This is a genomic window from Rhodococcus sp. DMF-1, from assembly GCF_021441945.1.
Taxonomy (GTDB): Bacteria; Actinomycetota; Actinomycetes; order Mycobacteriales; family Mycobacteriaceae; genus Rhodococcus; species Rhodococcus ruber.
On the sequence record NZ_CP090442.1, the window covers coordinates 2,721,591 to 2,744,231 of the forward strand.

Annotated in this window: 18 protein-coding genes and 1 pseudogene; 2 read left to right on the forward strand and 17 right to left on the reverse strand. The window is 70.7% G+C overall.

What is annotated here, in order from left to right; all coding sequences use genetic code 11:
• Nucleotides 1–76: 76 nt before the first annotated feature.
• The 6 genes from LZP97_RS12280 to LZP97_RS12305 are packed head-to-tail and all read right to left on the reverse strand — an operon-like array spanning nucleotide 77 to nucleotide 8,176.
• The gene (locus LZP97_RS12280; RefSeq protein WP_040272228.1) at nucleotides 77–2,038 is read right to left on the reverse strand and encodes an acetoacetate--CoA ligase; all 1,962 of its coding nucleotides are present in this window, start codon (nucleotides 2,036–2,038) and stop codon (nucleotides 77–79) included.
• Nucleotides 2,035–2,886 carry an HpcH/HpaI aldolase/citrate lyase family protein gene (locus LZP97_RS12285; RefSeq protein WP_234575033.1) on the reverse strand — a complete coding sequence of 284 codons (852 nt, stop codon included), beginning with the start codon at nucleotides 2,884–2,886 and terminating at the stop codon, nucleotides 2,035–2,037. The genes LZP97_RS12280 and LZP97_RS12285 overlap by 4 nt, the downstream gene beginning before the upstream one ends.
• On the reverse strand, nucleotides 2,883–3,368 hold the full coding sequence (locus LZP97_RS12290; protein ID WP_040272224.1) for a MaoC family dehydratase: 486 nt from the start codon (nucleotides 3,366–3,368) through the stop codon (nucleotides 2,883–2,885). The genes LZP97_RS12285 and LZP97_RS12290 overlap by 4 nt, the downstream gene beginning before the upstream one ends.
• Nucleotides 3,365–4,525, reverse strand: a complete 1,161-nt coding sequence (locus LZP97_RS12295; RefSeq protein ID WP_010591911.1) for an acyl-CoA dehydrogenase family protein — start codon at nucleotides 4,523–4,525, stop codon at nucleotides 3,365–3,367. Before LZP97_RS12295 ends, LZP97_RS12290 begins: the two co-directional genes overlap by 4 nt.
• A 10-nt stretch (nucleotides 4,526–4,535) precedes the next feature.
• Nucleotides 4,536–6,557, reverse strand: coding sequence for an acetyl/propionyl/methylcrotonyl-CoA carboxylase subunit alpha (locus tag LZP97_RS12300; RefSeq protein ID WP_010591912.1), 2,022 nt, complete (start codon nucleotides 6,555–6,557; stop codon nucleotides 4,536–4,538).
• Nucleotides 6,558–6,568: 11 nt separating this feature from the next.
• Entirely contained in the window at nucleotides 6,569–8,176 is a 1,608-nt protein-coding gene (locus tag LZP97_RS12305) for a carboxyl transferase domain-containing protein (protein ID WP_010591913.1), read from the reverse strand.
• Nucleotides 8,177–8,290: 114 nt separating this feature from the next.
• Here LZP97_RS12305 and LZP97_RS12310 point away from each other — a divergent pair, with 114 nt between their 5' ends.
• Entirely contained in the window at nucleotides 8,291–8,929 is a 639-nt protein-coding gene (locus tag LZP97_RS12310) for an SACE_7040 family transcriptional regulator (RefSeq protein ID WP_010591914.1), read from the forward strand.
• A gap of 73 nt (nucleotides 8,930–9,002) precedes the next feature.
• Here the strand turns inward: LZP97_RS12310 and LZP97_RS12315 are convergent, their stop codons facing one another.
• The 6 genes from LZP97_RS12315 to LZP97_RS12340 all read right to left on the reverse strand — a co-directional run bounded on the left by LZP97_RS12315 (nucleotide 9,003) and on the right by LZP97_RS12340 (nucleotide 17,019).
• Nucleotides 9,003–9,269, reverse strand: a complete 267-nt coding sequence (locus tag LZP97_RS12315) for a GlsB/YeaQ/YmgE family stress response membrane protein (protein WP_010591915.1) — start codon at nucleotides 9,267–9,269, stop codon at nucleotides 9,003–9,005.
• Between the two features lie 155 nt (nucleotides 9,270–9,424).
• Complete coding sequence (locus LZP97_RS12320) at nucleotides 9,425–10,537, reverse strand: NDMA-dependent alcohol dehydrogenase (protein ID WP_040272221.1); 1,113 nt, start codon at nucleotides 10,535–10,537, stop codon at nucleotides 9,425–9,427.
• A 25-nt stretch (nucleotides 10,538–10,562) separates the two neighbouring features.
• A complete protein-coding gene (locus LZP97_RS12325) occupies nucleotides 10,563–12,062 on the reverse strand; it encodes an aldehyde dehydrogenase family protein (RefSeq protein ID WP_040272217.1) in 1,500 nt (499 codons plus the stop codon).
• Nucleotides 12,063–12,183: 121 nt separating this feature from the next.
• Nucleotides 12,184–13,830 (reverse strand): sigma-54-dependent Fis family transcriptional regulator, encoded by a 1,647-nt coding sequence (locus LZP97_RS12330; RefSeq protein WP_010591918.1) that lies wholly within the window; start codon nucleotides 13,828–13,830, stop codon nucleotides 12,184–12,186.
• Nucleotides 13,827–15,485, reverse strand: a complete 1,659-nt coding sequence (locus LZP97_RS12335) for an AMP-binding protein (RefSeq protein WP_040272215.1) — start codon at nucleotides 15,483–15,485, stop codon at nucleotides 13,827–13,829. The genes LZP97_RS12330 and LZP97_RS12335 overlap by 4 nt, the downstream gene beginning before the upstream one ends.
• A gap of 166 nt (nucleotides 15,486–15,651) precedes the next feature.
• On the reverse strand, nucleotides 15,652–17,019 hold the full coding sequence (locus tag LZP97_RS12340) for an MFS transporter (protein WP_371851035.1): 1,368 nt from the start codon (nucleotides 17,017–17,019) through the stop codon (nucleotides 15,652–15,654).
• A 215-nt stretch (nucleotides 17,020–17,234) separates the two neighbouring features.
• Here LZP97_RS12340 and LZP97_RS12345 point away from each other — a divergent pair.
• A pseudogene (locus LZP97_RS12345) lies at nucleotides 17,235–17,658 on the forward strand (protein-tyrosine phosphatase family protein).
• An 8-nt stretch (nucleotides 17,659–17,666) separates the two neighbouring features.
• Here LZP97_RS12345 and LZP97_RS12350 read toward each other — a convergent pair.
• The 5 genes from LZP97_RS12350 to LZP97_RS12370 form a co-directional block, all read right to left on the reverse strand.
• Nucleotides 17,667–18,215, reverse strand: coding sequence for a hypothetical protein (locus LZP97_RS12350; protein WP_010591922.1), 549 nt, complete (start codon nucleotides 18,213–18,215; stop codon nucleotides 17,667–17,669).
• Between the two features lie 121 nt (nucleotides 18,216–18,336).
• Nucleotides 18,337–19,101, reverse strand: a complete 765-nt coding sequence (gene eutC, locus LZP97_RS12355; RefSeq protein WP_010591923.1) for an ethanolamine ammonia-lyase subunit EutC — start codon at nucleotides 19,099–19,101, stop codon at nucleotides 18,337–18,339.
• Nucleotides 19,098–20,513: an ethanolamine ammonia-lyase subunit EutB gene (locus LZP97_RS12360; RefSeq protein ID WP_017679979.1), complete on the reverse strand. Its 1,416-nt coding sequence runs from the start codon at nucleotides 20,511–20,513 to the stop codon at nucleotides 19,098–19,100. The genes eutC and LZP97_RS12360 overlap by 4 nt, the downstream gene beginning before the upstream one ends.
• Nucleotides 20,510–21,964, reverse strand: a complete 1,455-nt coding sequence (gene eat, locus LZP97_RS12365; RefSeq protein WP_010591926.1) for an ethanolamine permease — start codon at nucleotides 21,962–21,964, stop codon at nucleotides 20,510–20,512. Before eat ends, LZP97_RS12360 begins: the two co-directional genes overlap by 4 nt.
• Nucleotides 21,965–22,080: 116 nt before the next feature.
• Complete coding sequence (locus tag LZP97_RS12370) at nucleotides 22,081–22,617, reverse strand: DUF779 domain-containing protein (protein ID WP_010591927.1); 537 nt, start codon at nucleotides 22,615–22,617, stop codon at nucleotides 22,081–22,083.
• Nucleotides 22,618–22,641: the final 24 nt, after the last annotated feature.

The following is a 22,641-nucleotide window of genomic DNA, read 5'->3' on the forward strand; positions in this document are numbered from 1 at the left end:
CGGCCATCGGACCACCCGAACAGGACAAATGTCCAGTCAGGTGATCCTCATCGCTCCCGGGCGGCGGTGGCGCGGGTCACCGCGCCTGCCGCTGCTGCGCATACCAGTCGAGCAACTCCGGTGCGTCGACCGCGCTGCGGTCGACGGTGCGGGCCGCGTCGGCCCCCTGGAACAGCCGCTTGATCGGCACCTCGAGCTTCTTGCCGGTGCGGGTGTGCGGGACACCGGGTGCGGCGACGATGTCGTCGGGCACATGTCGCGGTGAGGCCTGTTCGCGGATCACGGTGCGGATCTTCTCGCGCAGCGCGTCGTCGAGGGTGACGCCGTCGGCGAGCACCACGAACAGCGGCATCCAGTAGCCGCCGTCGGGCTGCTCGGCTCCGATGACGAGCGCTTCGAGGACCTCGGGGAGCTTCTCGACGGCCTGGTAGATGTCGGCGCTGCCCATCCGGACACCGTGCCGGTTGAGCGTCGAGTCGGAACGTCCGTGCATCACGACCGTCCCGCGCCCGGTGATCGTGATCCAGTCGCCGTGCCGCCACACCCCGGGATAGACCGAGAAGTACGCCTCGCGGTAGCGGTGCCCGTCCGGGTCGTTCCAGAAGCGGACCGGCATCGACGGCATCGGGGCGGTCACCACGAGTTCCCCCACGTCGCCGCGGACCGGGCGGCCCTGCTCGTCGAACGCATCGAGCGCGACGCCGAGATACGGCACCGACAGCTCACCCGGCCACACCGGCACGGTGCGCACGGCGCCGACGAACGCGGAGACGACATCCGTGCCGCCGGTGATGGACATGACGGGCACGTGCTCGCCGACGTTGTCGGCCAGCCACCGCGACGACGGCGCCGGCAGCGTCGACCCGGTGACGCCGATCGCGCGCAGCGCGGACAGGTCGTGGTCCCGCCGGGGCACGACGCCCGCCTTGATGCAGGCCAGCACGTACCCCGGGCTGGTGCCCAGGACGGTGACCCGTTCCTGTGCGGCGATCTCCCACAACCGGTCGACCCGCGGGTGCGACGGGCTGCCGTCGTAGCAGACGATCGTCGCCCCGACGAGCAGCCCGGCCGCCTGGAAGTTCCACATCATCCAGCTCGGGCTCGTGTACCAGAAGAAGGTGTCGTCGGATCCGAGGTCCGTGTGCAGCGACACCGCCTTCAGATGCTCGAGCAGGACACCGCCGTGCCCGTGCACGATGCCCTTCGGCAGACCGGTGGTCCCGGACGAGAACACGACCCACAGCGGATGGTCGAACGGCACCGGCTCGGGGCTCAGCGGGTGTTCCCCGACGGTGGCCGCCTCCCAGGTGAGCGCACCTTCGAGGTCCTGATGCGGGTCTGCGAGCCGGGGCACCACGACGGTCAGCGCCAGCGAGGGCAGCTGCTCCCGCAACCGGGCGACCGCCTCGGCGCGGGGGTGGGTGCGGCCGGCGAACCGGTAACCGTCGGCGGTGATCAGGGCGGTGGGGTCGAGTTGCCCGAGCCGGTCCAGGGCCGCGGGCGCCGAGTAGTCCTGACCGCAGGCCGCCCACACGGCGCCGATGCTTGCGGTGGCGAGCAGCGCGACCACGGCCTCGGGAATGTTCGGCAGGTAGCCGACGACGCGGTCGCCGACACCGACGCCGTGCTCGCGCAGGGTGGCGGCCAGCGCGGCCGTCTGCCTGGCGAGTTCGGCCCAGCTCAGCTCGGTGCGTTTCCCGTCCTCACCGACGTGCACGATCGCGGGGCGGTCGTCGCGCGCGTGCCGCAGGGCGTGCTCCGCATAGTTCAGGCGCGCCCCCGGGAACCAGACGGCCCCGGGCATCGTGGCGTCGTCCAGCGCGGGTCCCGGGTCGGTGCGCGACCGTACGTCGAACCAGTCCCACACGTCCTGCCAGAACGGTCCGAGATTGTCGACGGACCACCGCCACAGGGCGTGGTAGTCGGGGAGGGAGACGCCGTGGCGCCGTTCGACCCATCGGGCGAAGGCGGTGAGGCGGGCGCTCGCGACGTCCTGTTCGGTGGGGGTCCACTGGGGCGGGATCTGCGTGTCGGTCATGCCGTCGCGCTCCCTCGGTGATCACCCGAGCGGGCCTCGACGGCGCGGTGCAGGATCTGCTCGGCGTGCCGCAGCACCGGCGCATCGACCATCCGGCCCTCGAACTGGAACACCCCCCGCTCCTCCGGCACCGCCGCCAGCACCCGCCGCGCCCACGCCACATCCTGCTCGCTCGGCGCATACGCCGACCGGATCACCCCCACCTGACCCGGATGGATCGCCACCTTCGCATCGAACCCCACCGCCACCGCATCGAGCGCCTCCGCCCGCAACCCGTCGTGATCCCGGATGTCCAGGAACACCGAATCCAGGGCGAACCGCCCGTACGCCTTCGCCGCCAGCAACGCCTGCGACCGCACGTGCCGCGCCACGTCCCGATACGTCCCGTCGGCCCGGCGCGAGGACTGCCCACCCAGCCCCACCACGAGATCCTCCGCCCCCCACATCAACCCCACCGTGCCCGCGGCCAGCGCGATCTCGTCGACCTTCAACGCCCCCAACGGCGACTCGATCAACGCCACCACCTCCCGCGGCGCCAACGACGTCACCTGCTGCGCCGACTCGCACTTCGCCAGCATCACCCGGGTGTAGCTCGTGACCGCCAGCGCCTTCAGATCGGCGTCGTGCTCGTCGGTGCCGGCCGGGTTCACCCGCACCACCGTGCGAGCGGGATCGAGCGCGGTGTCCTGCAGGCACTTGCGGGCATAGTCCTTGTCCCCCGGCGCCACCCCGTCCTCGAGATCGAGGATCACCACGTCCGCCGTCGCAGCCGCCTTACCGAACCGCTCCGGCCGATCCGCCGGACAGAACAACCACGCCGGGCCGCCGACGGCGGGCACGGACCTCATGCCTGCTCCTCCCCGGCCGGCCGGCACTGGACCAGCGTCTGGCGCACCGCGACCGCGACGACGTCGCCGCGCTGGTTGCGCGCCGTGTGCTCGAGCGTGACGATCCCCTGCCCGGGACGGGACTTGGACGCACGCTTGTCGGTGACCAGTGTCTCGGCGTAGAGGGTGTCGCCGTGGCGGACCGGCGCGGGGAACTTGATCTCCGAGAACCCGAGGTTGGCGACGATCGTGCCCTGCGTCAGCTGCGCCACCGACAACCCGACGAGAGTGGACAGGGTGAACATCGAATTCACCAGGCGCTCACCGAATTCGGTGCCCTCGCTGTAGGCGGCGTCGAGGTGCAGCGCCTGCGTGTTCATCGTCATCGTGGTGAACGCGACGTTGTCGGCCTCGGTGACGGTGCGGCCGGGGCGGTGCTCGTAGACGGTGCCGACCTCGAACTCCTCGAACCACAGTCCGCGCTGGGTGACCCGGGTGCTCACAGGCCGAGCTCCCGCGCCACCAGCATGAGCTGGACCTCGGTCGTGCCCTCGCCGATCTCGAGGATCTTGCTGTCCCGGTAGTGCCGCGCGACGGCGTACTCGTTCATGAAGCCGTAGCCGCCGTGGATCTGCGTCGCATCGCGCGCGTTGTCCATCGCCGCCTCCGACGCGACCAGCTTGGCGATGGCAGCCTGCTTCTTGAACGGCTTGCCGGCCAGCATGAGGGCCGCGGCGTCGTAGTAGGCGGCGCGGGCGGCGTGGGCCCGTGCCTCCATCCGGGCGATCTTGAAGGCGATCGCCTGGTTCCGGCCGATGGGACGGCCGAAGGCCTCGCGCTCCTTCGCGTACTTGACCGACTCGTCGACGCAGCCCTGTGCGGCACCGGTGGACAGGGCGGCGATCGCGATGCGGCCCTCGTCGAGGATGCGCAGGAAGTTCGCGTAGCCACGGCCCCGCTCCCCGAGCAGGTTCTCCGCCGGGACCCGCACATCGGTGAAGCTCAGCGGGTGGGTGTCCGAGGCGTTCCAGCCGACCTTGTTGTAGGCGGGCTCGGCCACGAAGCCCGGGGTGTCGGTGGGCACGACGATCGTGGAGATCTCCTTCTTGCCGTCCCGCTCGCCGGTGACGGCGGTGACGGTGACGATCTCGGTGATGTCGGTGCCGGAGTTGGTGATGAACTGCTTGCTGCCGTTGATGATCCACTGATCACCGTCGAGTTTGGCGGTGGTCTTGGTGCCGCCGGCGTCGCTGCCCGCGCCGGGCTCGGTCAGCCCGAACGCGCCCAGGGCCCGGCCGGCCGCGAGCTGCGGCAGCCACTTGCGCTTCTGCTCCTCGGTGCCGAAGCGGTAGATCGGCATGGCGCCGAGCGAGACGCCGGCCTCGAGGGTGATGGCCACGGACTGGTCGACCTTGCCGAGTTCCTCGAGGGCGAGGCACAGCGCGAAGTAGTCGCCGCCCTGTCCGCCGTACTCCTCGGGGAACGGCAACCCGAACAGGCCGAGATCGGCCATGCCCTTGACGACCTCGTACGGAAAGGTGTGGTTGGCGTCGTGCTCGGCGGCGACGGGCGCGACGACGCTCCGCGCGAAGTCGGCGACGGTGTCCTTCAGGTCCCGGTAGTCGTCGGGAAGCTGTCCGGTGGAGAGGTAGTCGGTCATCTGCTGTGTCCTAGCTTTCGGTGGTGTCGGTGGGAACGACGCGGGCGAGGAGCTGGTCGACCTTGACCTGGTCCCCGGGGGCGACGAGAAGTTCGACGGTGCCGTCGACCGGCGTGGTCAGGGCGTGCTCCATCTTCATCGCCTCGACGACGACGACGGTCGTGCCGGCGGTGACGGCGGCCCCCGCCTCGACGGGCACGGCGATGACGGTGCCGGGCATCGGGCTGGTCAGCTCGGCCTCACCGGCGTGGGCGTCGGCGCCGCGGATGCTCGCCTCGCGCGCCTCACGCACCGGCCAGGTGCCGCCGTCGCCGGCGAGCCACAGCTGCCCGTCGCCCTCGGCGACGCGGAACTCCGAGCGCACCCCGTCGAGCGTGACCGCGAGGCGGTCCCCTTCGAATCGAGCGGTGAGCACGCGCTCCGGGCCGTCCTCGATCCGCGCGGTGGCGGCCCCCGGGGTGCCGTTCAGGTGCACGTGGTCGGTGCGGGTGGGGGTGTGCAGCCGCACGGTGGTCGGCGCGGATCCGCCGACGCGCCAGCCGGTGGGCCGGTCCCACGGATCGACGGGGGCGTGGCTCGACGCGGCGGGCCAGCGTCGCAGCCACCGGTGCGCGGCCGCGGCGACGAGCACCGCATCGGGGGTGTCCGGGGCGGCGTAGTCGCCGAGGCGGCGGTCGAGCAGTCCGGTGTCGAGGTTCCCGGCCTGCACGTCGGGGTCGGCGAGCAGGAAGCGGGCGAAGTCGATGTTGGTGACCACCCCGAGGACCGCGGTGTCGGCCAGGGCCCGGTCGAGACGGCGCAGCGCGGCGGCCCGGTCGGGTCCGTGCGCGATCACCTTCGACAGCATCGGGTCGTAATCACTGCCGACGACCGTGCCCACCTCGAGACCGGAGTCGACGCGTACGCCGGACCCTTCCGGCTCGACGACGTCGACCACGGTGCCGCCGGTGGGCAGGAACCCGCGGGCGGGGTCTTCGGCGTAGACGCGGGCCTCGATCGCATGCCCGGTCAGGGTGATCTCGTCCTGCGCGAAACCGAGCGCCTCACCCGCGGCGACGCGCACCTGCCACTCCACCAGGTCCAGTCCGGTGACCATCTCGGTGACGGGGTGCTCGACCTGGAGGCGGGTGTTCATCTCCATGAAGAAGAACTCGTCCGGCGCGTCCGCGGAGACGATGAACTCGACCGTGCCGGCGCCGGTGTAGTCGACGCTGCGGGCGGTGTTGCACGCCGCTTCGCCGATCCGGGCGCGGGTGGCCTCGTCGAGCAGCGGCGACGGGGCCTCCTCGATCACCTTCTGGTGGCGGCGCTGCAGGCTGCACTCACGCTCGCCGAGATGGACGACGTTGCCGTGGGTGTCGGCGAGGATCTGTACCTCGATGTGCCGCGGGCGCTGCACGAAGCGCTCCAGGAAGAGGGTGTCGTCGCCGAACGCGGAGGCGGCCTCGCGTCGCGCCGAGGCGAGCGCCTCGGCGAGCTGCCCGGATTCGGTGACCAGGCGCATGCCCTTGCCGCCGCCGCCGGCGGACGGCTTGATCAGCACCGGGTATCCGATGTCGCCCGCCGCCGCGATCAGTTCGTCGTCGGTCAGGCCGGGCCGGGAGATGCCCGGCACGACGGGGACGTCGAACGCGGCGACGGCGTTCTTGGCGGTGATCTTGTCGCCCATGACCTCGATGGCCTTGGCGGGCGGGCCGAGGAACACGATCCCGGCGTCGGCGCAGGCCTGGGCGAATCCCGAGTTCTCGGACAGGAAGCCGTAACCGGGGTGGATCGCCTGTGCGCCGGTGCGCCGCGCGGCATCGATCACCTTGGCGATGTCGAGGTAGCTCTCCCGGGCGGCGGCGGGGCCGAGGCGCACCGCGGTGTCGGCCTCCCGCACGTGCCGGGCGCCTGCGTCGGCGTCGCTGTACACGGCGACGGAGCGGATCCCCATCTGCCGCAGCGTGCGGATCACCCGCACCGCGATCTCCCCGCGGTTGGCGACCAGAACGGTATGGAACATCCCGGCTGGGCCGGTGGTATCGAACATGTTCAACTGCCTCACATCCGGAAGACGCCGTAGGAAACCGGCTCGAGGGGCGCGTTCGCACACGCCGACAGGGCCAGGCCGAGAACTTCCCGCGTGTCGGCGGGATCGATGATGCCGTCGTCCCACAGCCGCGCGGTCGAGTAGTAGGGGTTGCCCTGGTGCTCGTACTGTTCGCGGATCGGGGCCTTGAACGCCTCCTCCTGCTCGGCGGTCCAGGGCGTGCCGGACGCGTCGAGCTGGTCCGAACGCACCGTCGCCAGCACGGAGGCGGCCTGCTCGCCGCCCATCACCGAGATGCGCGCGTTGGGCCACATCCACAGGAACCGGGGCGAGTACGCCCGCCCGCACATCGAGTAGTTGCCGGCGCCGTAGGAGCCGCCGACGACGACGGTCAGTTTGGGGACACGCGCGCACGCGACCGCGGTGACCATCTTGGCGCCGTGCTTGGCGATGCCGCCGGCCTCGTAGTCCCGGCCGACCATGAAGCCGGAGATGTTCTGCAGGAACAGCAGCGGGATCGAGCGCTTGTCGCACAGCTCGATGAAGTGGGCGCCCTTCTGGGCGGATTCGCCGAACAGCACGCCGTTGTTGGCGATGATGCCGACCGGGTGGCCGTGGATGCGGGCGAACCCGGTGACCAGGGTCTTGCCGTACTCGGCCTTGAATTCGGAGAAGCTCGAACCGGGTCCGGTCGGGTCGCCGTCGACGAGGCGCTCGATGACCTCGTGCACGTCGTAGGGGGTGCGCGGGTCGGTGGGCACCACGTCGTAGAGCTCGGCCGGATCCGCGGCGGGCGCGAAGGTCGGCGCGACGTCCCACGGCCGGGGGGTGCGGGGCCCGAACGTGGCGACGATGGCGCGCACCTTGTTCAGGGCGTCGCGGTCGTCCTCGGCGAGGTGGTCGGTGACGCCGGAGACCTTCGAGTGCAGGTCGCCGCCGCCGAGTTCCTCCGCGGTGACGACCTCGCCGGTGGCGGCCTTCACCAGCGGCGGACCGCCGAGGAAGATGGTGCCCTGGTTGCGGACGATGACGGCCTCGTCGCTCATCGCGGGCACGTAGGCGCCGCCCGCGGTGCACGAGCCGAGGACCGCGGCGATCTGCGGGATGCCCTTGGCGCTCATGGTGGCCTGGTTGTAGAAGATGCGGCCGAAGTGCTCGCGGTCGGGGAACACCTCGTCCTGCCGCGGCAGGAACGCCCCGCCGGAGTCGACCAGGTACAGGCACGGCAGCTGGTTCTGCAGCGCGATCTCCTGGGCCCGCAGATGCTTCTTCACCGTCACCGGGTAGTAGGTGCCGCCCTTGACGGTGGCGTCGTTGGCGACGATGACGCATTCGCGGCCGGACACCCGTCCGATGCCGGCGATCATCCCGGCACCGGGGCACTCGTCGTCGTACATGCCGTTCGCGGCCAGCGGCGCGATCTCGAGGAATGCGCTGCCGGGATCGAGCAGGGCGTCGACGCGCTCGCGGGGCAGCAGCTTCCCGCGGGCGACGTGCCGTTCCCGGGCCTTCTCGCTGCCGCCGAGAGCGGCGGTCGCGAGCTTGTCGCGCAGCTCGGTGACCAGCTGGACGTGCTGCTCGCGGTAGGTCCGCGCAGCGGTTGTCAGGGGGGTTGTCACAGTACAGTCCTCGCCTTGGGGTGGGCGCCTGAGTTAATACTCGATAACTGAAAATGAGGTTAGCTGTGATTAACTGAGTTGTCCAGACCCCGTCAGGAAGGAACGGTGCGGCCGATGACCGAGCTGAAGCCGGACACCGACGAACAGCTGCTCACCGCACGCGGCCGGGCCAAGGCCGACCGGCGACGGCAGCTGCTCCAGGCCGCCGCGCGCCTCGTCGCCGAGCGCGGGTTCAACGGCGTACGACTCGAGGACCTCGGGGCAGCGGTGGGCATCAGCGGCCCCGCCGTCTACCGGCACTTCCCCAACAAGGACGCGCTGCTCGTCGAGCTGCTGGTCGACATCAGCCGTCGCCTGCTGGCCGGCGGCACCGACGTGGTCGACCACACCGACGATCCCCGGCGCACGCTCGACCGCCTGGTGGACTTCCACCTCGACTTCGCGCTCGGGGAACCGGACCTGATCCGGGTGCAGGACCGGGAGCTGCAATCCCTCCCGGCGGACGCCCGCCGGGAGGTGCGCCAGACCCAGCGGCGCTACGTCGAACTGTGGGTGGGCGCCCTGCGCCGCCTCGACCCCACCCTGGGAGAGTCCGACGCACGGACCATGGCGCATGCCGCCTTCGGGCTCATCAACTCGACCCCGCACAGCGCCGACCGGTCCTCCCCCGCCGCGACCCGGGCGGTGTTGCGCCACATGACCCTGGCCGCACTGGGCGCCGAGCGGGCCGGGGACCCCGAATCCGACGCCTGAACAGGCACGGAGCCCCGCCCGGATCACCGGACGGGGCTCCCATCGTGCTGCCGTTACCGGCACTGCACTGCTGCTACCGGACCTTGTCCCTCGTCATCGAGGTGTAGGCCAGGGTCAGCACCGCGGCGACGGCGATACTGATGATCCAGCGCCACCAGTCGATGCCGGGCGTATCACCCTGATCGCTGATCATGCCCCAGATCCAGTAGCCGATCAGGGCGCCGACGATGCCGATGACGATGGTGATGAGCCACCCCATCGCCTGCTTTCCGGGAATCACCAGCCGTGCGAGCACACCGATGACCGCACCGAAGATGATCGTGCCGATGATCTCTCCCATCACGGGCTCCTCTCTCGGAACATCGAACCGTGGGGACGGTATGCCACAGAGTGCGCGGAATATGCGCGCTTCGGGAGAATTCCGGTAAATCTTCTGCAAAATGTTGCGCGGGCCCGCAGATGCGCCCCGGCCGGCCGCCGGGGCGCATCCCGCGATCAGGCGTCGTGGAGGATGACCCCGCGGATGTTCTTGCCGTCGCGCAGGTCCTGGTAGCCCTGGTTGACCTCCTCCAGGCTGTAGCGATGGGTGACCAGCTCGTCGAGCTTCAGCTGGCCCGCGTCGTACAGGCGCAGCAGCCGCACGATGTCGTACTGCGGGTTGGCCGAGCCGAACAGCGAGCCCTTGATGGTCTTCTGGAACAGGGTCAGTTCCGTTCCGGACACGTGCACCGTGAGCTTCTCCGGGTTGGCCAGGCCGGTGATGACGACGGTGCCGCCCTTGCCGACGATCGAGGTGGCCGCCGAGACGACCTCCTCGTCGACGGTGCCGACGAGGATCAGGGCAGCGTCGGCGCCCTGGCCCCAGCTCAGCTCGTTGACCTTCTCGGCCGCCTCGGCGGCAGTGGCGAAGGCGTGCGTGGCACCGAACTTCAGGGCGGTGTCGCGCTTGAACTCCACCGGGTCGACGACCACGACGTACTTGGCGCCCGCGTGCACGGCACCCTGGACGGCGTTGATGCCGAGACCGCCGATGCCGTAGATCACGACGATGTCGCCGGCGCGGACGTCCCCGGCGTACACCGCGGTGCCCCAGCCGGACGGCACACCGCAGCCGACGAGCACGGCGGTCTCGAGCGGGAGCCAGTCGTCGACCTTGACCACCGAGTGCTGCGAGATGGTGGCGCGCTCGGCGAACGTGCCGAGCATGCACATCGCGCCGAAGTCGGTGCTGCCGGAGTGGAACCGGAACGAGCCGTCCGGCATGCAGCCCTCGAGGATGGTGGCCCCCATGTCGCACAGGTTCTGCCGGCCCGTCGAGCAGTACCGGCAGGTCCCGCAGTTCGGGATGAAGCTGCACACGACGTGGTCCCCGGGCTTGACCTTGGTGACGCCGGGGCCGACCTCCTCGATGATGCCGGAGCCCTCGTGGCCGCCGACGATCGGGAAGCGCGGGGGCAGGTCCCCGTCGGTCAGGTGCAGGTCCGAGTGGCACAGCCCCGCCGCGGTGTACTTGATCAGCACCTCACCGGGGCCCGGGCCGTCGAGGTCGAGTTCCATGATCTCGAACGGCTTGCCGGTCTCGAGCAGGACTGCAGCTTTGGTCTTCATCGTTGTTCTCCTCGGGTGTGTCGGGTCAGAGGGCGATGTTCACGGCTTTGGTCTGGGTGTAGAGGTCCAGCGCTCCCGCACCGAGCTCACGTCCCCATCCGGACTGCTTGAACCCACCGAACGGCATGGCGGTGTCGAAGCCGTTGTACTGGTTGATCCACACCGAACCGGCCTTGAGCCGCCGCGCGGTGCGGTGCGCCTTCGACAGGTCTCGCGTCCAGATGCCCGCGGCCAGTCCGTAGATCGAGTCGTTGGCGGCGGCGGAGATGCCGTCGTCGGCGTCGAACGGCATGGCGGCGACGACCGGACCGAAGATCTCCTCGCGCACCACGCTGAAGTCGGGCTGCACGTCCACCAGCACGGTCGGTTCGACGAAGAAGCCCTTGTCGCCCCAGCGCTTTCCACCGGTGAGGGCGCGCGCCCCGTCGATCAGACCCTCGCGCAGGTACCCGGTGACCCGATCCAGCTGCTCCTGGGAGACCAGCGGGCCGAGCTGGGTGGCCGGGTCGAGACCGGGTCCGATCTTCACCTTGCTCGCCGCCTCGGCGACGGCCTCGGTGAACCTCTCGAAGATGGGACGCTCGACGAACAACCGGGTGCCGGCCACGCAGCACTGGCCGTGGTTGAACAGCCACGCATCGAGAGAACCCTGCACGGCCGCATCGAAGTCGGCGTCGGCGAAGACGATGTTCGGGCTCTTGCCGCCGAGTTCGAGCGAGACCTTCTTCAGGTTTCCCTTGGCGGCGTCGACGACCTTCTTGCCCACCTCGGTGGACCCGGTGAAGGCGATCTTGTCGACGTCGTCGTGCGCGGCGAGGGCGGCGCCGGCGTCGCCGAAGCCGGGCACGATGTTCACCACCCCGGGCGGGAACCCGGCCTCTTCGAAGATCTCGGCGAGCAGCAGCGCGGTGAGCGGCGTCTGCTCCGCGGGCTTGAGAATGACGGTATTGCCGGCGGCGAGGGCGGGCGCGAGCTTGAACGCGGCCATCAGCAGCGGGAAGTTCCAGGGCACGATGAGCCCGCACACGCCCACCGGTTCGCGCAGCGTGTAGGCGTGGAACTCGCCGCCGGGCACGAACGGCATCGTGACGTTCACCGTGCTGCCCTCGATCTTGGTGGCCCACCCGGCGTAATAGCGGAAGATGTCCGCCGACCACGCCGTGTCCACGGCCGCGGCGATCACGGCGGACTTGCCGTTGTCGAGCGCCTCGAGCTGGCCGAACTCCTCGGCGCGCTCGGTGAGCAGATCACCGACCCGCCAGATCATGCGCTCCCGCTCGGCGGCCTTCATCGTCGGCCACGGGCCCTCGTCGAATGCCTTGCGGGCGGCCCGCACGGCCCGGTCGACGTCCTCGGCGCCGCCGTGGGCGACGTCGGTGAGCTTGTCCCCGGTCGCGGGATCGTAGGTCGCGAAGACGCGGCCCGAGGCGGCGTCGAGCCATTCGCCGCCGATGTAGAGCTGTCTGGTCCCGGAGAGGAACTCTCGGATCCGCGGAGCGACGATGTGCTCGGCAACAGCTGTCATGCCCAACCTCCTGAAGTAGTGTGACACGGGTCATACTGCTTCGGGCAGGGCTGTGGGAACTGTTCAAGGATTGGACAGTGCGCACATGCGCATACGAGCGACGAGACCCGCGCGGGTACGGTCAGCCCGCGATGCCGAGCGCGCGGATCCGGCTGTAGAGCGTGGTGCGGCTGATACCGAGCTGCGCCGCGGCGTGCACCTTGTTGCCGCCGCTCTCACGCAGCGCCTCGATGATGGCCTCCCGCTCGGCGCGCTCGCGCCCTCCCAGGCGGGAGACCCGGCTCGTCGCCCGGTAGTCGACCGGCAGATCCTCCCGTCGCACCGGCAGCGGGGACTCCCGCACCGGGACGGCGGCGAGCACCGCCCGCAGTTCGGCGAGGTTGCCGGGCCACGAACGTTCCGACAAGGCCGTCAGGGCACTCGGGCCCAGGCGCAGATCCGGTCGGCCGAGTTCCTGCGCGAGCGCGGCGGCCAGGTCACCGAGTTCCCGGATCCGTTGCCGCAGGGCCGGGACCCGGACCTGACCGGGGCAGCGTGCCAACAGCTCCCGCACCGGCGGCCGGATGCCGTCGACGGGGTCGGCCGTGAGCACGAGCCGCGGTGCGGCCGGGTCGGAGAGCATCGACGAGAGCAGCGCCGGCACCGGGTCCGGCGCCAGGTGCACGTGTTCGACGACCACGAAGCCGCGGTCCGTCGCGGCGGCCGCGACCGTGAGCAACCGGGCCGACCATTCGCGTTCACCCTCACCGACGATCCGGGCGGCATCCAGGAACGTGCCCGCCTCACGGACGAGTTCCCTTGCCGCCCAGGTTCGCCCACTGCCGGGCTCGCCGACGATCGCCACGCCACCGGCACCGTCGCGCAGCCGCCCGAGCCGCCGCCGTAGCCGCGTCGTCGCATCCTGCGCGACGTCGCTCCGGGGCACGGGTTCGCGTGCCCCGGAGGCGTCGAGCAGGAACAACGCACCGCTGCCGATGCCCGGGATGCGGTCGATCCGCAATCGGGTGCTGCCGCCGGCGGACAGCGCGAAGTCCATGGTGCGGGACTCCCCCGCCGGCAGATCGACCGCGATCGCGCGCAGGGCAGCGTGATCGGCGGGCAGGAGCAGTTCGACGGCGGCCTTGTTGGTGAGCATGATGTCCTCGCCCATGGCCGCGACCGCGACGCCGCGCTGCTGCGCGGCCCGCTGGAACGCGTCGACGACCCGCCGGTCGGACTCGCGGGCGCCCTCGAGCAGCCGTGCCTCGATGTCGCGGGCCGCCCGGGCGAGGAACGGCGCGAACAGCGGATTGGCGGTCTTGCCGGCGGCGGTGATGTCGAGGATGCCTTCGATGCGACGGGTGACCGGATGCACGAGGGGATGCCCGTAGCAGCTGAAGTCCTTGAGGGACTCGAGGTAGTGCTCTTCGCCGTGCACCACGAGGCTCTGCCGCACCTCGAACGGGGTGCCGAGTGCATTGGTGCCGTAGGTGTCCTCGCTCAGGGCGGCGCCGGGGACCACGCCGATCTCCTCCATGGCCCGTTGCATGGGTGCCGAGTCGAACAACCGGGCCACGATCCGGCAGTCGCGGTCCACGAGGAGGATGCAGCAGCCCGTGCCGGCGAGCTGGGTGCGCAGCTCGTCGAGTACCGGCCGGGCGGCGTCGAGCAGCCGCCCGGCCGCGTCCGAGGGGCCCAGCAGGGTCGGTTCGGGAAGCCGTCCCGGGTCTATCCCGCTCAGCTGTGAGCGCTTCCAGGACAGCGCGATCTCCGGCCGCAGACCGTTCACCCCTGTCCGGCCTCCCCGAGCAGGGCCGTCGAGATCTCACGCATCTCGACCTTGCGGATCTTGCCGGTGACCGTCATCGGGAACTCGTCGACGACGTGCACGTAGCGGGGGATCTTGTAGTGCGCGAGCTTGCCCGTGCAGTACTCGCGCAGCGACTGCGCGTCGAGCGGTGCCGCACCCTCTCGCATCCGGATCCACACCATGAGCTCCTCCCCGTACTTCTGGTCGGGCACCCCGACGACCTGGGCGTCGAGGATGTCCGGGTGGGTGTAGAGGAACTCCTCGATCTCCCGCGGGTAGATGTTCTCGCCGCCACGGATGACCATGTCCTTGATGCGGCCGGTGACCGAGACGTACCCGTCGGCGTCCATGACGCCGATGTCGCCGGTGTGCATCCACCGGGCGGCGTCGATGGCGTCGGCGGTCTTGTCGGGCTGGTTCCAGTAGCCGAGCATCACCGAGTAGCCGCGGGTGCACAGTTCGCCCGGCTCGCCGCGCGGGACGGTCAGGCCCGTGGCCGGATCGACGATCTTGACCTCGAGGTGCGGGCCGACGCGGCCGACGGTGGACACCCGCTGGTCGATGGTGTCGTCGCTGCGGGTCTGCAGCGACACCGGGGAGGTCTCGGTCATGCCGTAGCAGATGGAGACCTCGGCCATGCCCATCCGTTCGATGACCTGCTTCATCACCTCGACCGGGCACGGCGAGCCCGCCATGATGCCGGTGCGCAGGCTCGACAGGTCGAAGCCGTCGAAGCCGGGGTCGGCGAGTTCGGCGATGAACATCGTCGGCACACCGTAGAGGGAGGTGCAGCGCTCCTCGGCGACGGCGGCCAGCGTCTGGGCCGGGTCGAAGGCCGGTCCCGGGATCACCATCGTCGCACCGTGGCTGGTGCAGGCCAGATTGCCCATCACCATGCCGAAGCAGTGGTAGAAGGGCACCGGGATGCACACCTTGTCCTGCTCGGTGTAGTGGCACAGCTCGCCCACGAAGAACCCGTTGTTGAGGATGTTGTGGTGGCTGAGGGTGGCGCCCTTGGGGAATCCGGTCGTGCCGGACGTGTACTGGATGTTGATCGGATCGTCGGCCGACAGGTCGCGCTGCGCGGCGTCGAGCCGGGTGCGGTCGTCGGCGAGTGCGGCGCGGCCGGACTCGCCGAGCTCGTCCCAGTCGGGAGAGCCGAGCAGCACCACCTGTTCGAGATCCGGGCAGTTGCCCCGCACCTCGTCGATCATCGCCGCGTAGTCGGACGTCTTGAACCTCGGGGCCGCGACCAGCATGCGGATTCCGGCCTGGGTGAGCACGTACTGCAGTTCGTGCGAGCGGTAGGCCGGGTTGATGTTGACCAGGATCGCGCCGATCTTCGCGGTGGCGTACTGGACGAACACCCACTCGGCGCAGTTGGGCGCCCAGATGCCCACCCGGTCGCCCTTGCCGATGCCGGCCCGCAGCAGCCCGAACGCAAGAGCGTCGACCTCGCCGGCGAGCTCGGTGTAGGTCCAGCGCCGGCCGGCGGCGCGGTCGACGAGCGCGTCCCGCTCACCGTGCCGGGCGACGGTGCGGTCGAAGTTGTCGCCGATCGTGTCCCCGAGCAGCGGGGTGTTCCACGCCCCCGAGGTGTAGCTGGGCAGTTCGGGTGTGGTGAAACCGGTCATTGGTGCTCCTGCAGTGTGCGCGGCCCGGGACGAGCGACGGGGTCTCGAGGACTCGTCCACCATGCTCGCCGATCCGGGGCCGCAGGTGTTCGGATTCTGGACAGTTGAGGGGGTGGTGACAGCACGAGGCGCCCTCCCCGGGGTGTCGGGGAGGGCGCCGGCGGGATCAGAGCGCTCGGTCCCGGGTCTCGACGAGGGCCTTCGTGCACACGAAGCTCAGGACGCCGAGCACGGAGAGCATGACGCCGATGGCGATGCCGCCGTAGGACGCGGCCAGGGGCGCGGCCAGCATGGGCGGGATCGCACCGCCGAGGACGCCGGCGAGGTTGTAGCCGAGTCCGGCGCCGGTGTACCGGTACCGGGTGTGGAACATCTCCGGCAGCAGTGCGCCGCACGGGCCGTAGGCGATGCCGAAGATGGCCAGGGTGACCATCATGCCGACGACGAACGCGACCGGCGATCCGGTGTCGAGCAGCGGGAACAGCGCCAGCGCCCACACGACGGAGAAGCCGCACGAGATCATGATGACGCGACGGCGTCCGACCCGGTCGGAGTAGAGCGCGGAGAGCACGATCGCGGCGCCGAACACGAGCGACGAGACGATGCCGACGGTCAGGACGAACGGCCGGGAGAAGCCGAGGGTCTTGGTCGCGTAGCTGGTCAGGTACGCGGTGCCCATGTAGAAGAAGGCGAACATGATCGCCAGGGCGCCGGCCGAGAGGAGGATCTCCTTGGTCTGGTAGCGCAGGGCGTCGAGGAACGGCAGGGTGCGCTTCTCGGCCGGGGCGGCGGCGCGGGCTTCGCTCTCGGCCCGGAACACCGGGGTCTCCTGGATGGCGAGGCGCATGTACAGACCGACGGCCACGAGAACGATGCTGAGCAGGAACGGGATTCGCCAACCGTAGTCGAGGAAGGCCTCGTTGGTGTCGCCGAGGGCCAGGCCGGTGAACAGGAAGGTGCCGCTCGACAGGGCGAAGGCGATGGCCGGGCCCAGCTGGGGGAACATCGCATACAGGCCGCGTTTGCCCGGTGGCGCGTACTCGGCGGTGAGCAGCGTCGCGCCGGCCCATTCACCGCCGACGGCGAAGCCCTGGGCGAAGCGCAGCAGCACGAGGATGATCGGGGCGGCGACGCCGATCGTCTCGGCGCCCGGTAGCAACCCGATGAGCAGGGTCGAGATGCCCATCAGCAGCAGGGTGGAGACGAGGGTCTTCTTGCGGCCGATGCGGTCGCCGAAGTGCCCGAACAGCATGGCGCCGACCGGGCGCGCGATGAAGGCGACGGCGAAGGTCGCGAACGAGGCGACCGTGCCGGCGGTGGCGCCGAGCGCCGGGAAGAACACCGTCGGGAAGACCAGGGCTGCGGCGGTTCCGTAGATGAAGAAGTCGTAGAACTCGATGGTGGTGCCGATGCAGCTGGCGATGGCGACGCGTCGGATGCCGGGGCCGCCCGGGGCAGGAGCGGTCGGCGCGGCGGGCTTGTGCCCCGCCGGTACCACGGGGGGTTCGGCCCCCGGTGTCGACACTGTGGTCACGTCTGTCCTCCGTATTTCCGTCCGAGCCGCGGCGGACCTGCGCCGCGGGATGGAAGGAAAGGTAGTGATCCGCCTCACTCCCCCACTACCCCCGAAAGGGGGGTGGCTGTGAGCCGTATCACGTAGTTCGGCGAACGAATGACCGGAGCGCGTCGGGCATCCCGGCGCGGCCACCGGGGCGGACCGGCCGCGCCCGCGCCGCCTACGCTCCGTCCATGACGACGACCTGGGAACCGGGCACCCGGGGGTTCTGGCCCTCCCGTCGGGCCGGACCGTCCGGGGCCGGGGCGTCCGCCGGCGCCGACCGGCCCGCACCCCACACTCGGGATCTACCGCTCGGGCCGGAAACCGCCGACGGTCCCGTGGCAGGCCCGATGGATCCGCTGGCCCGACTTCCGGCTCCCAGCCGATCCCCGGGCCGCGCGCCGGATACTGCACGAGGCATGGGAGCGGTGTGTGGCCGAACGCGTCGAAGTCGCCTGCGGCGGGGGACACGGCCGCACGGGCACCGCGCCGGCCTGCCTGGCGATCCTCGACGGCGTGCCGCCCGCCGACGCGGTTGCCTATGTGCGCGAGCACTATTCGCGCCGAGCGGTGGACACGCCCGGGCAACGGCGCTTCGTCGCCGCGTTCCGGTGACCGGCGCGTCAGCGACCGGCGGCGCCGGCGAGTTCGGCGCGCATCTCGCGCCACACGGTCGCGTACGAGTCGATGTTCGGTGCCGTGGCCCATGCCAGCGCGCCGGACTTGATCTTCCCGAGCGCCTCGGCGAACAGGTCCTGGTACCGCGACAGGCGCGGAACGAAGGCCGACACGTCGTCGAAGAGATTCTGCGCCTTGCGATCCAGCTCGATCAGTTCGTCGAGGAAGTTGGCGGATTCCGGGTCGGCGAGCAGCGCGGTGAGCTCGTCGTCGAGCGGCCCGAACTGTTCGAACAGCTCCGCGAGGGAATCCTCGTCGATCGAGACGCGCTCCGCGTCGAGCTGATCGGTCAGCTCCGCAGCACCCGCGTCGGTCAGGGAGATGCCGTCGCCGCTCTCCTTCGCCTTGCCCTGGGCGACGAGTGCGTCGAACGCCGCCCGGCCGGACGCGACGGACACCCCGAGATGCGCCGCGATCACCTCCGCGGTGACGGTCTGCTTCAGCCGCACCGTCTGCAGCAGAGCCAGCTCGTCGACATTGCCAGCGAAAGCCATCGTGTCCTCTCCTCGTCGCCCGGTCGCGGGCCGTACGTGTCACCCGGTCGGGCGGAGTACATGATTTGGCGGATGCGGCGGCAATGTCAACCGGCCACGCGGATGCGTCACGTTCTCGCCGCTACAACTCCCCCACCGTCGCGGAATCGAGCCGGTCGCCCCGCGTGGTGTCCTTCAGGTCCACCCCGGACCGCCCGAGCCGGCGCGCCCCGTCGACCAGCCCCGCGACGACGCACGCGGCCGCCGCATACCCCAGCCCTTCGGGTGGGTGGATGTTGGACACGCAGTTCCGTTCGGCGTCGGCACGACCGGGCCGCGGCTCGTGGGTCAGGTACACCCCGAGGCTGTCGGCGACCGACAGCCCGGGCCGCTCCCCGATCAGGACCAGCAGGGTGCGCACCCCCAGGGCGGCGCCGATGTGGTCGCCGAGCGCGACCCGCGCCGACGTCGCGATCACCGGCGTCGCCACGGACAGGTGCCGCGGCAGGGCCGCCACGATCGCCTCGAGCAGGGCGACGCCGTGCTCGGTCAGGGCCCGCGGCGAGAGCCCGTCGGCGAGGACCACCCCGACGTCGGCGCCGACGGCCGGGACCGCGGACAGGTCCGCGGGCACGCGGCCGAGATCCGGGCGGCGCAGGTACTCGCCCCGATCGCGCACGCGGCTCTCGACGACGACGGGCGCGCCGAGTCCGAGACGTTCGACGTCGGCGGCCAGGGCCGGCACGTCGAGGGGCTGGTGCACCGCATCGCGGGCCGCGGCGTGCGCGGCCCGGAACTCGAGCACCCGCGCGGTCGGGAGGCCGTCGCCGGCGCGGCCGAGCCCGATGCGGGCCTGCGTCGACGACCGCAGCGGCGCCCAGAAGTCACGGTCGACGGACTCGCTCATGCCGCACCTCCCGCGAGGGCGCGCAGCGGGGAGGCGGCCGCGTCCACCGGCAGGATGTGCCCGGCTCCGTCGACCATGCCGAGGCCGGCGAGCCACCGCTCGAACTCGGGAGCGGGACGCAGGCCGAGCGCGCGCCGCACGTACAGCGCGTCGTGGAACGACAGGCTCTGGTAGCCGAGCATGACGTCGTCGGCCCCGGGCACGGCGATGACGAACGCGGCGCCGGCAACCCCGAGCAGCGTCAGGAGGGTGTCCATGTCGTCCTGGTCGGCCTCGGCGTGGTTGGTGTAGCACACGTCCACACCCATGGGCAGGCCCAGCAACTTGCCGCAGAAGTGGTCCTCGAGGCCCGCCCGGACGATCTGCTTGCCGTCGTAGAGGTACTCCGGGCCGATGAAACCGACCACCGTGTTGATCAGCAGCGGGTCGAGCGCGCGGGCGACGGCGTACGCCCGGGTCTCGAGGGTCTGCTGATCCACCGGACGTCCGCCCGTGCCGAGATGCGCGCCGGCCGACAGCGCCGAACCCTGTCCCGTCTCGAGGTACATGATGTTGTCCCCGACGGTGCCGCGCCCCAGGGCGCGACCGGCCTCGTTCGCCTCGCGCAGCAGCGCGAGGTTCACCCCGAAGCCGGCGTTGGCGCCCTCGGTGCCGGCGATGGACTGGAACACCAGGTCCACCGGGGCGCCGGCCTCGATGAGGCCGAGGGTGGTCGTCACGTGGGAGAGCACGCAGGACTGCACCGGGATGTCGAAGCGCAGCCGCATCTCGTCGAGCAGGTGCAGCAGGTCGGCGGTGGCCCGGGGCGAATCCGTCGCCGGGTTGATGCCGATGACGGCGTCGCCGCACCCCATCAGCAGCCCGTCGAGGGTCGCGGCGGCGATGCCGCGCGGGTCGTCGGTGGGATGGTTGGGCTGCAGCCGGGTGCCGAGCCGGCCGGGAAGTCCCACGGTGGTGCGGAACGCCGACGTGACCTCGATCGCGCGGGCCACCGCGATCAGGTCCTGGTTGCGCATGAGCTTGCTGACGGCGGCGACCATCTCGGGCGTCAGGCCGGGTGACAGGGCGGCGAACGTCGCGGCCGCATCGGCCTTCGTGACGGTGTCGAGGAGCAGGTCGCGCAGTCCCCCGACCGTCAGGTGCTGCACGGCGCGGTAGGCGTCGCGGTCGTGGTCGTCGAGGATCAGCCGGGTGACCTCGTCGGTCTCGTAGGGCACCACCGGCTCGGCGAGGAACACGTCGAGCGGGACGTCGGCGAGCACCCACTGCGCGGCCGCGCGCTCGGCGTCGGATTCGGCCGCGCAGCCGGCGAGTTCGTCGCCGGAGCGGCGCGGGGTGGCCTTGGCGAGCAGGTCCACGAGGCCGTCGAAGGTGTAGGTGGTGCCGGCGAGGTGCTGGGTGTAGACGCTCACTTCAGCTCGGCCTCCGCCTCGGCGAGCGCGGCGAACTCCTCGTCGGGCGAGTTCGCCACCAGCCGGTGCCGGCTGTAGAGCCCGAAGTAGGCCATGAACGCGGCGAAGGCGCCGAGGGTCCACAGGGCGGCGATCGGGTCGACCAGGAAGGTGGCCACGACGGCAGCGGCCGCGACGACCAGCGCGAAGGAGGTGGTGACGACACCGCCGGGGGTGCGGTAGGGCCGCGGCATGTTCGGCTCGCGCCGCCGCAGCATGATGTGGCTGACCATCATCAGCACGTAGCTCACCGCGGCACCGAAGACGGCCATGTTCAGCAGCATCGCGCCCTCCCCCGTGAGCGACAGCGCGAACCCGATCACACCGGGGACGATCAGCGCCAGCACCGGCGCCTTGCGCTTGTTGGTCAGCGACAGGCTCGTCGGGAGGTAACCGGCGCGCGAGAGCGCGAACGTCTGCCGCGAGTACGCGTACATGATCGAGAAGAAGCTCGCGATCAGACCGGCGAGGCCGATGTAGTTGACCACCTTCGCGGCGCCGCTGTCGCCGAGGGCCTCGACGAGCGGGTTGCCGGAGCTGGACAGGGCCTCGGCGCCGAGCGCGCCGGTGGCCAGGAACAGCACGGTCGCACCGGTGACGAGCAGTACCAGCATGGACACGATGATGCCCTTGGGCACGTTCTTCTCCGGTTCGGTCGCCTCCTCCGCGGCGAGCGGCACCCCCTCGACGGCGAGGAAGAACCAGATCGCGAACGGCACGGCCGCCCAGATGCCGAACAGACCGAAGGGCAGGAACGACGACGCACCGGCGGCGGTCTCGTCGACGGCGATGTCGGTCAGATTGGCGGTGTCGAACAGCCCGACGGCCGAGACCGCGAACACCACGAGCCCGACGAGTGCGATCGCGGTGATCACGAACATCGCCTTGAGGGCTTCGCCCGCGCCGGTGAGGTGGATGCCGATGAACACCGCGTACACGGCGAGGTAGATCCACCACCCGTCGGTGATGCCGAACAGGTTCAGCGACTCGACGTACCCGCCGATGAACGTGGCGATCGCCGCCGGGGCGATCGAGTACTCGATGAGAATTGCTGTGCCGGTGGCGAATCCACCCCAGGGTCCGAGTGCGCGACGGGCGAAGGTGTAGCCGCCGCCGGCGGCCGGCAGCGCGGAGGACAACTCCGCCATGCCGAGCACCATCGCGAAGTACATGGCCGCGATGATCACCGAGGCGACGAGCAGTCCACCGAACCCGCCTTCGGCCAGGCCGTTGTTCCAGCCGGCGTAGTCACCCGAGATGACGTAGCTGACCCCCAGCCCCGCGAGCAGAATCCAGCCTGCCGAACCCTTTCTCAGACTTCGCTTTTCGAGATAGGCACGACTCTCGGCGTGGAAGTCCGCGCCGTCGTGGTGGGCCGCGGTTCCGGTCCTGGGCGGGTCGGTCAACGACATGATTCCTCTTCTCGACGGAGGATGGCGACGTGTCGAGCAGGCACGCCGAGGACACCGCGCGTACTCACGGTACGAGCGGTATGTACACACCGCGTCAGTACGCGGTCACGGAAGTGTTACGAGGAGCGACCCGGGGTCGTCGGCACCGGGCACGCATCGGCGGCCTCGGCCACGACGGTCGGCTCCGTGGCCGGATCCGGGCGGGCGCCGGCGGCCCACTGCTTGCCGAGCACGGGGGTGTCGCGGGCGAGAGCGTCGTTCTCCTGAGCGGTGAAGGCACGGCCGCGACTGAGGAACCGGAGCCCCTCGGGGGATTCGAGGCTGAACCCGGAGCCGCGGCCCGGCACCACGTCGAGGACGAGCCGGGTGTGCTTCCACGCCTCGAACTGGGATCCCGAGATCCACACCGGGACGGCGTCGGCGCCGCCGGGCAGGTCGTCTGCCGTCCGCCCCACCTCGAGACGCAGGTCCAGCACCCCCAGCAGCACGTCCAGGTCGCCGACGACGAAGTCGCCGTCCGGATAGCACATCGGCGCCGACCCGTCGCAGCAGCCGCCGGACTGGTGCATCATCAGCGGCCCGTGGCGCTCGGCGAGGCGGCGCAGGAGCGTGACCGCGTCGGCGGTGGCGACGAGGCGGAGCGGGACGGACATACGGTGCCTTCCGATTGTCGGCGG

Bases quoted from the DNA above. Each gene is read 5' to 3' on its own strand.
- LZP97_RS12280 (WP_040272228.1), bottom strand. From the start codon at position 2,038: ATGACCGACACGCAGATCCCGCCCCAGTGGACCCCCACCGAACAGGAC.
- LZP97_RS12285 (WP_234575033.1), bottom strand. From the start codon at position 2,886: ATGAGGTCCGTGCCCGCCGTCGGCGGCCCGGCGTGGTTGTTCTGTCCG.
- LZP97_RS12295 (WP_010591911.1), bottom strand. From the start codon at position 4,525: ATGACCGACTACCTCTCCACCGGACAGCTTCCCGACGACTACCGGGAC.
- LZP97_RS12300 (WP_010591912.1), bottom strand. From the start codon at position 6,557: ATGTTCGATACCACCGGCCCAGCCGGGATGTTCCATACCGTTCTGGTC.
- LZP97_RS12310 (WP_010591914.1), top strand. From the start codon at position 8,291: ATGACCGAGCTGAAGCCGGACACCGACGAACAGCTGCTCACCGCACGC.
- LZP97_RS12315 (WP_010591915.1), bottom strand. From the start codon at position 9,269: ATGGGAGAGATCATCGGCACGATCATCTTCGGTGCGGTCATCGGTGTG.
- LZP97_RS12320 (WP_040272221.1), bottom strand. From the start codon at position 10,537: ATGAAGACCAAAGCTGCAGTCCTGCTCGAGACCGGCAAGCCGTTCGAG.
- LZP97_RS12325 (WP_040272217.1), bottom strand. From the start codon at position 12,062: ATGACAGCTGTTGCCGAGCACATCGTCGCTCCGCGGATCCGAGAGTTC.
- LZP97_RS12335 (WP_040272215.1), bottom strand. From the start codon at position 15,485: ATGACCGGTTTCACCACACCCGAACTGCCCAGCTACACCTCGGGGGCG.
- LZP97_RS12350 (WP_010591922.1), bottom strand. From the start codon at position 18,215: ATGGCTTTCGCTGGCAATGTCGACGAGCTGGCTCTGCTGCAGACGGTG.
- eutC (WP_010591923.1), bottom strand. From the start codon at position 19,101: ATGAGCGAGTCCGTCGACCGTGACTTCTGGGCGCCGCTGCGGTCGTCG.
- eat (WP_010591926.1), bottom strand. From the start codon at position 21,964: ATGTCGTTGACCGACCCGCCCAGGACCGGAACCGCGGCCCACCACGAC.
- LZP97_RS12370 (WP_010591927.1), bottom strand. From the start codon at position 22,617: ATGTCCGTCCCGCTCCGCCTCGTCGCCACCGCCGACGCGGTCACGCTC.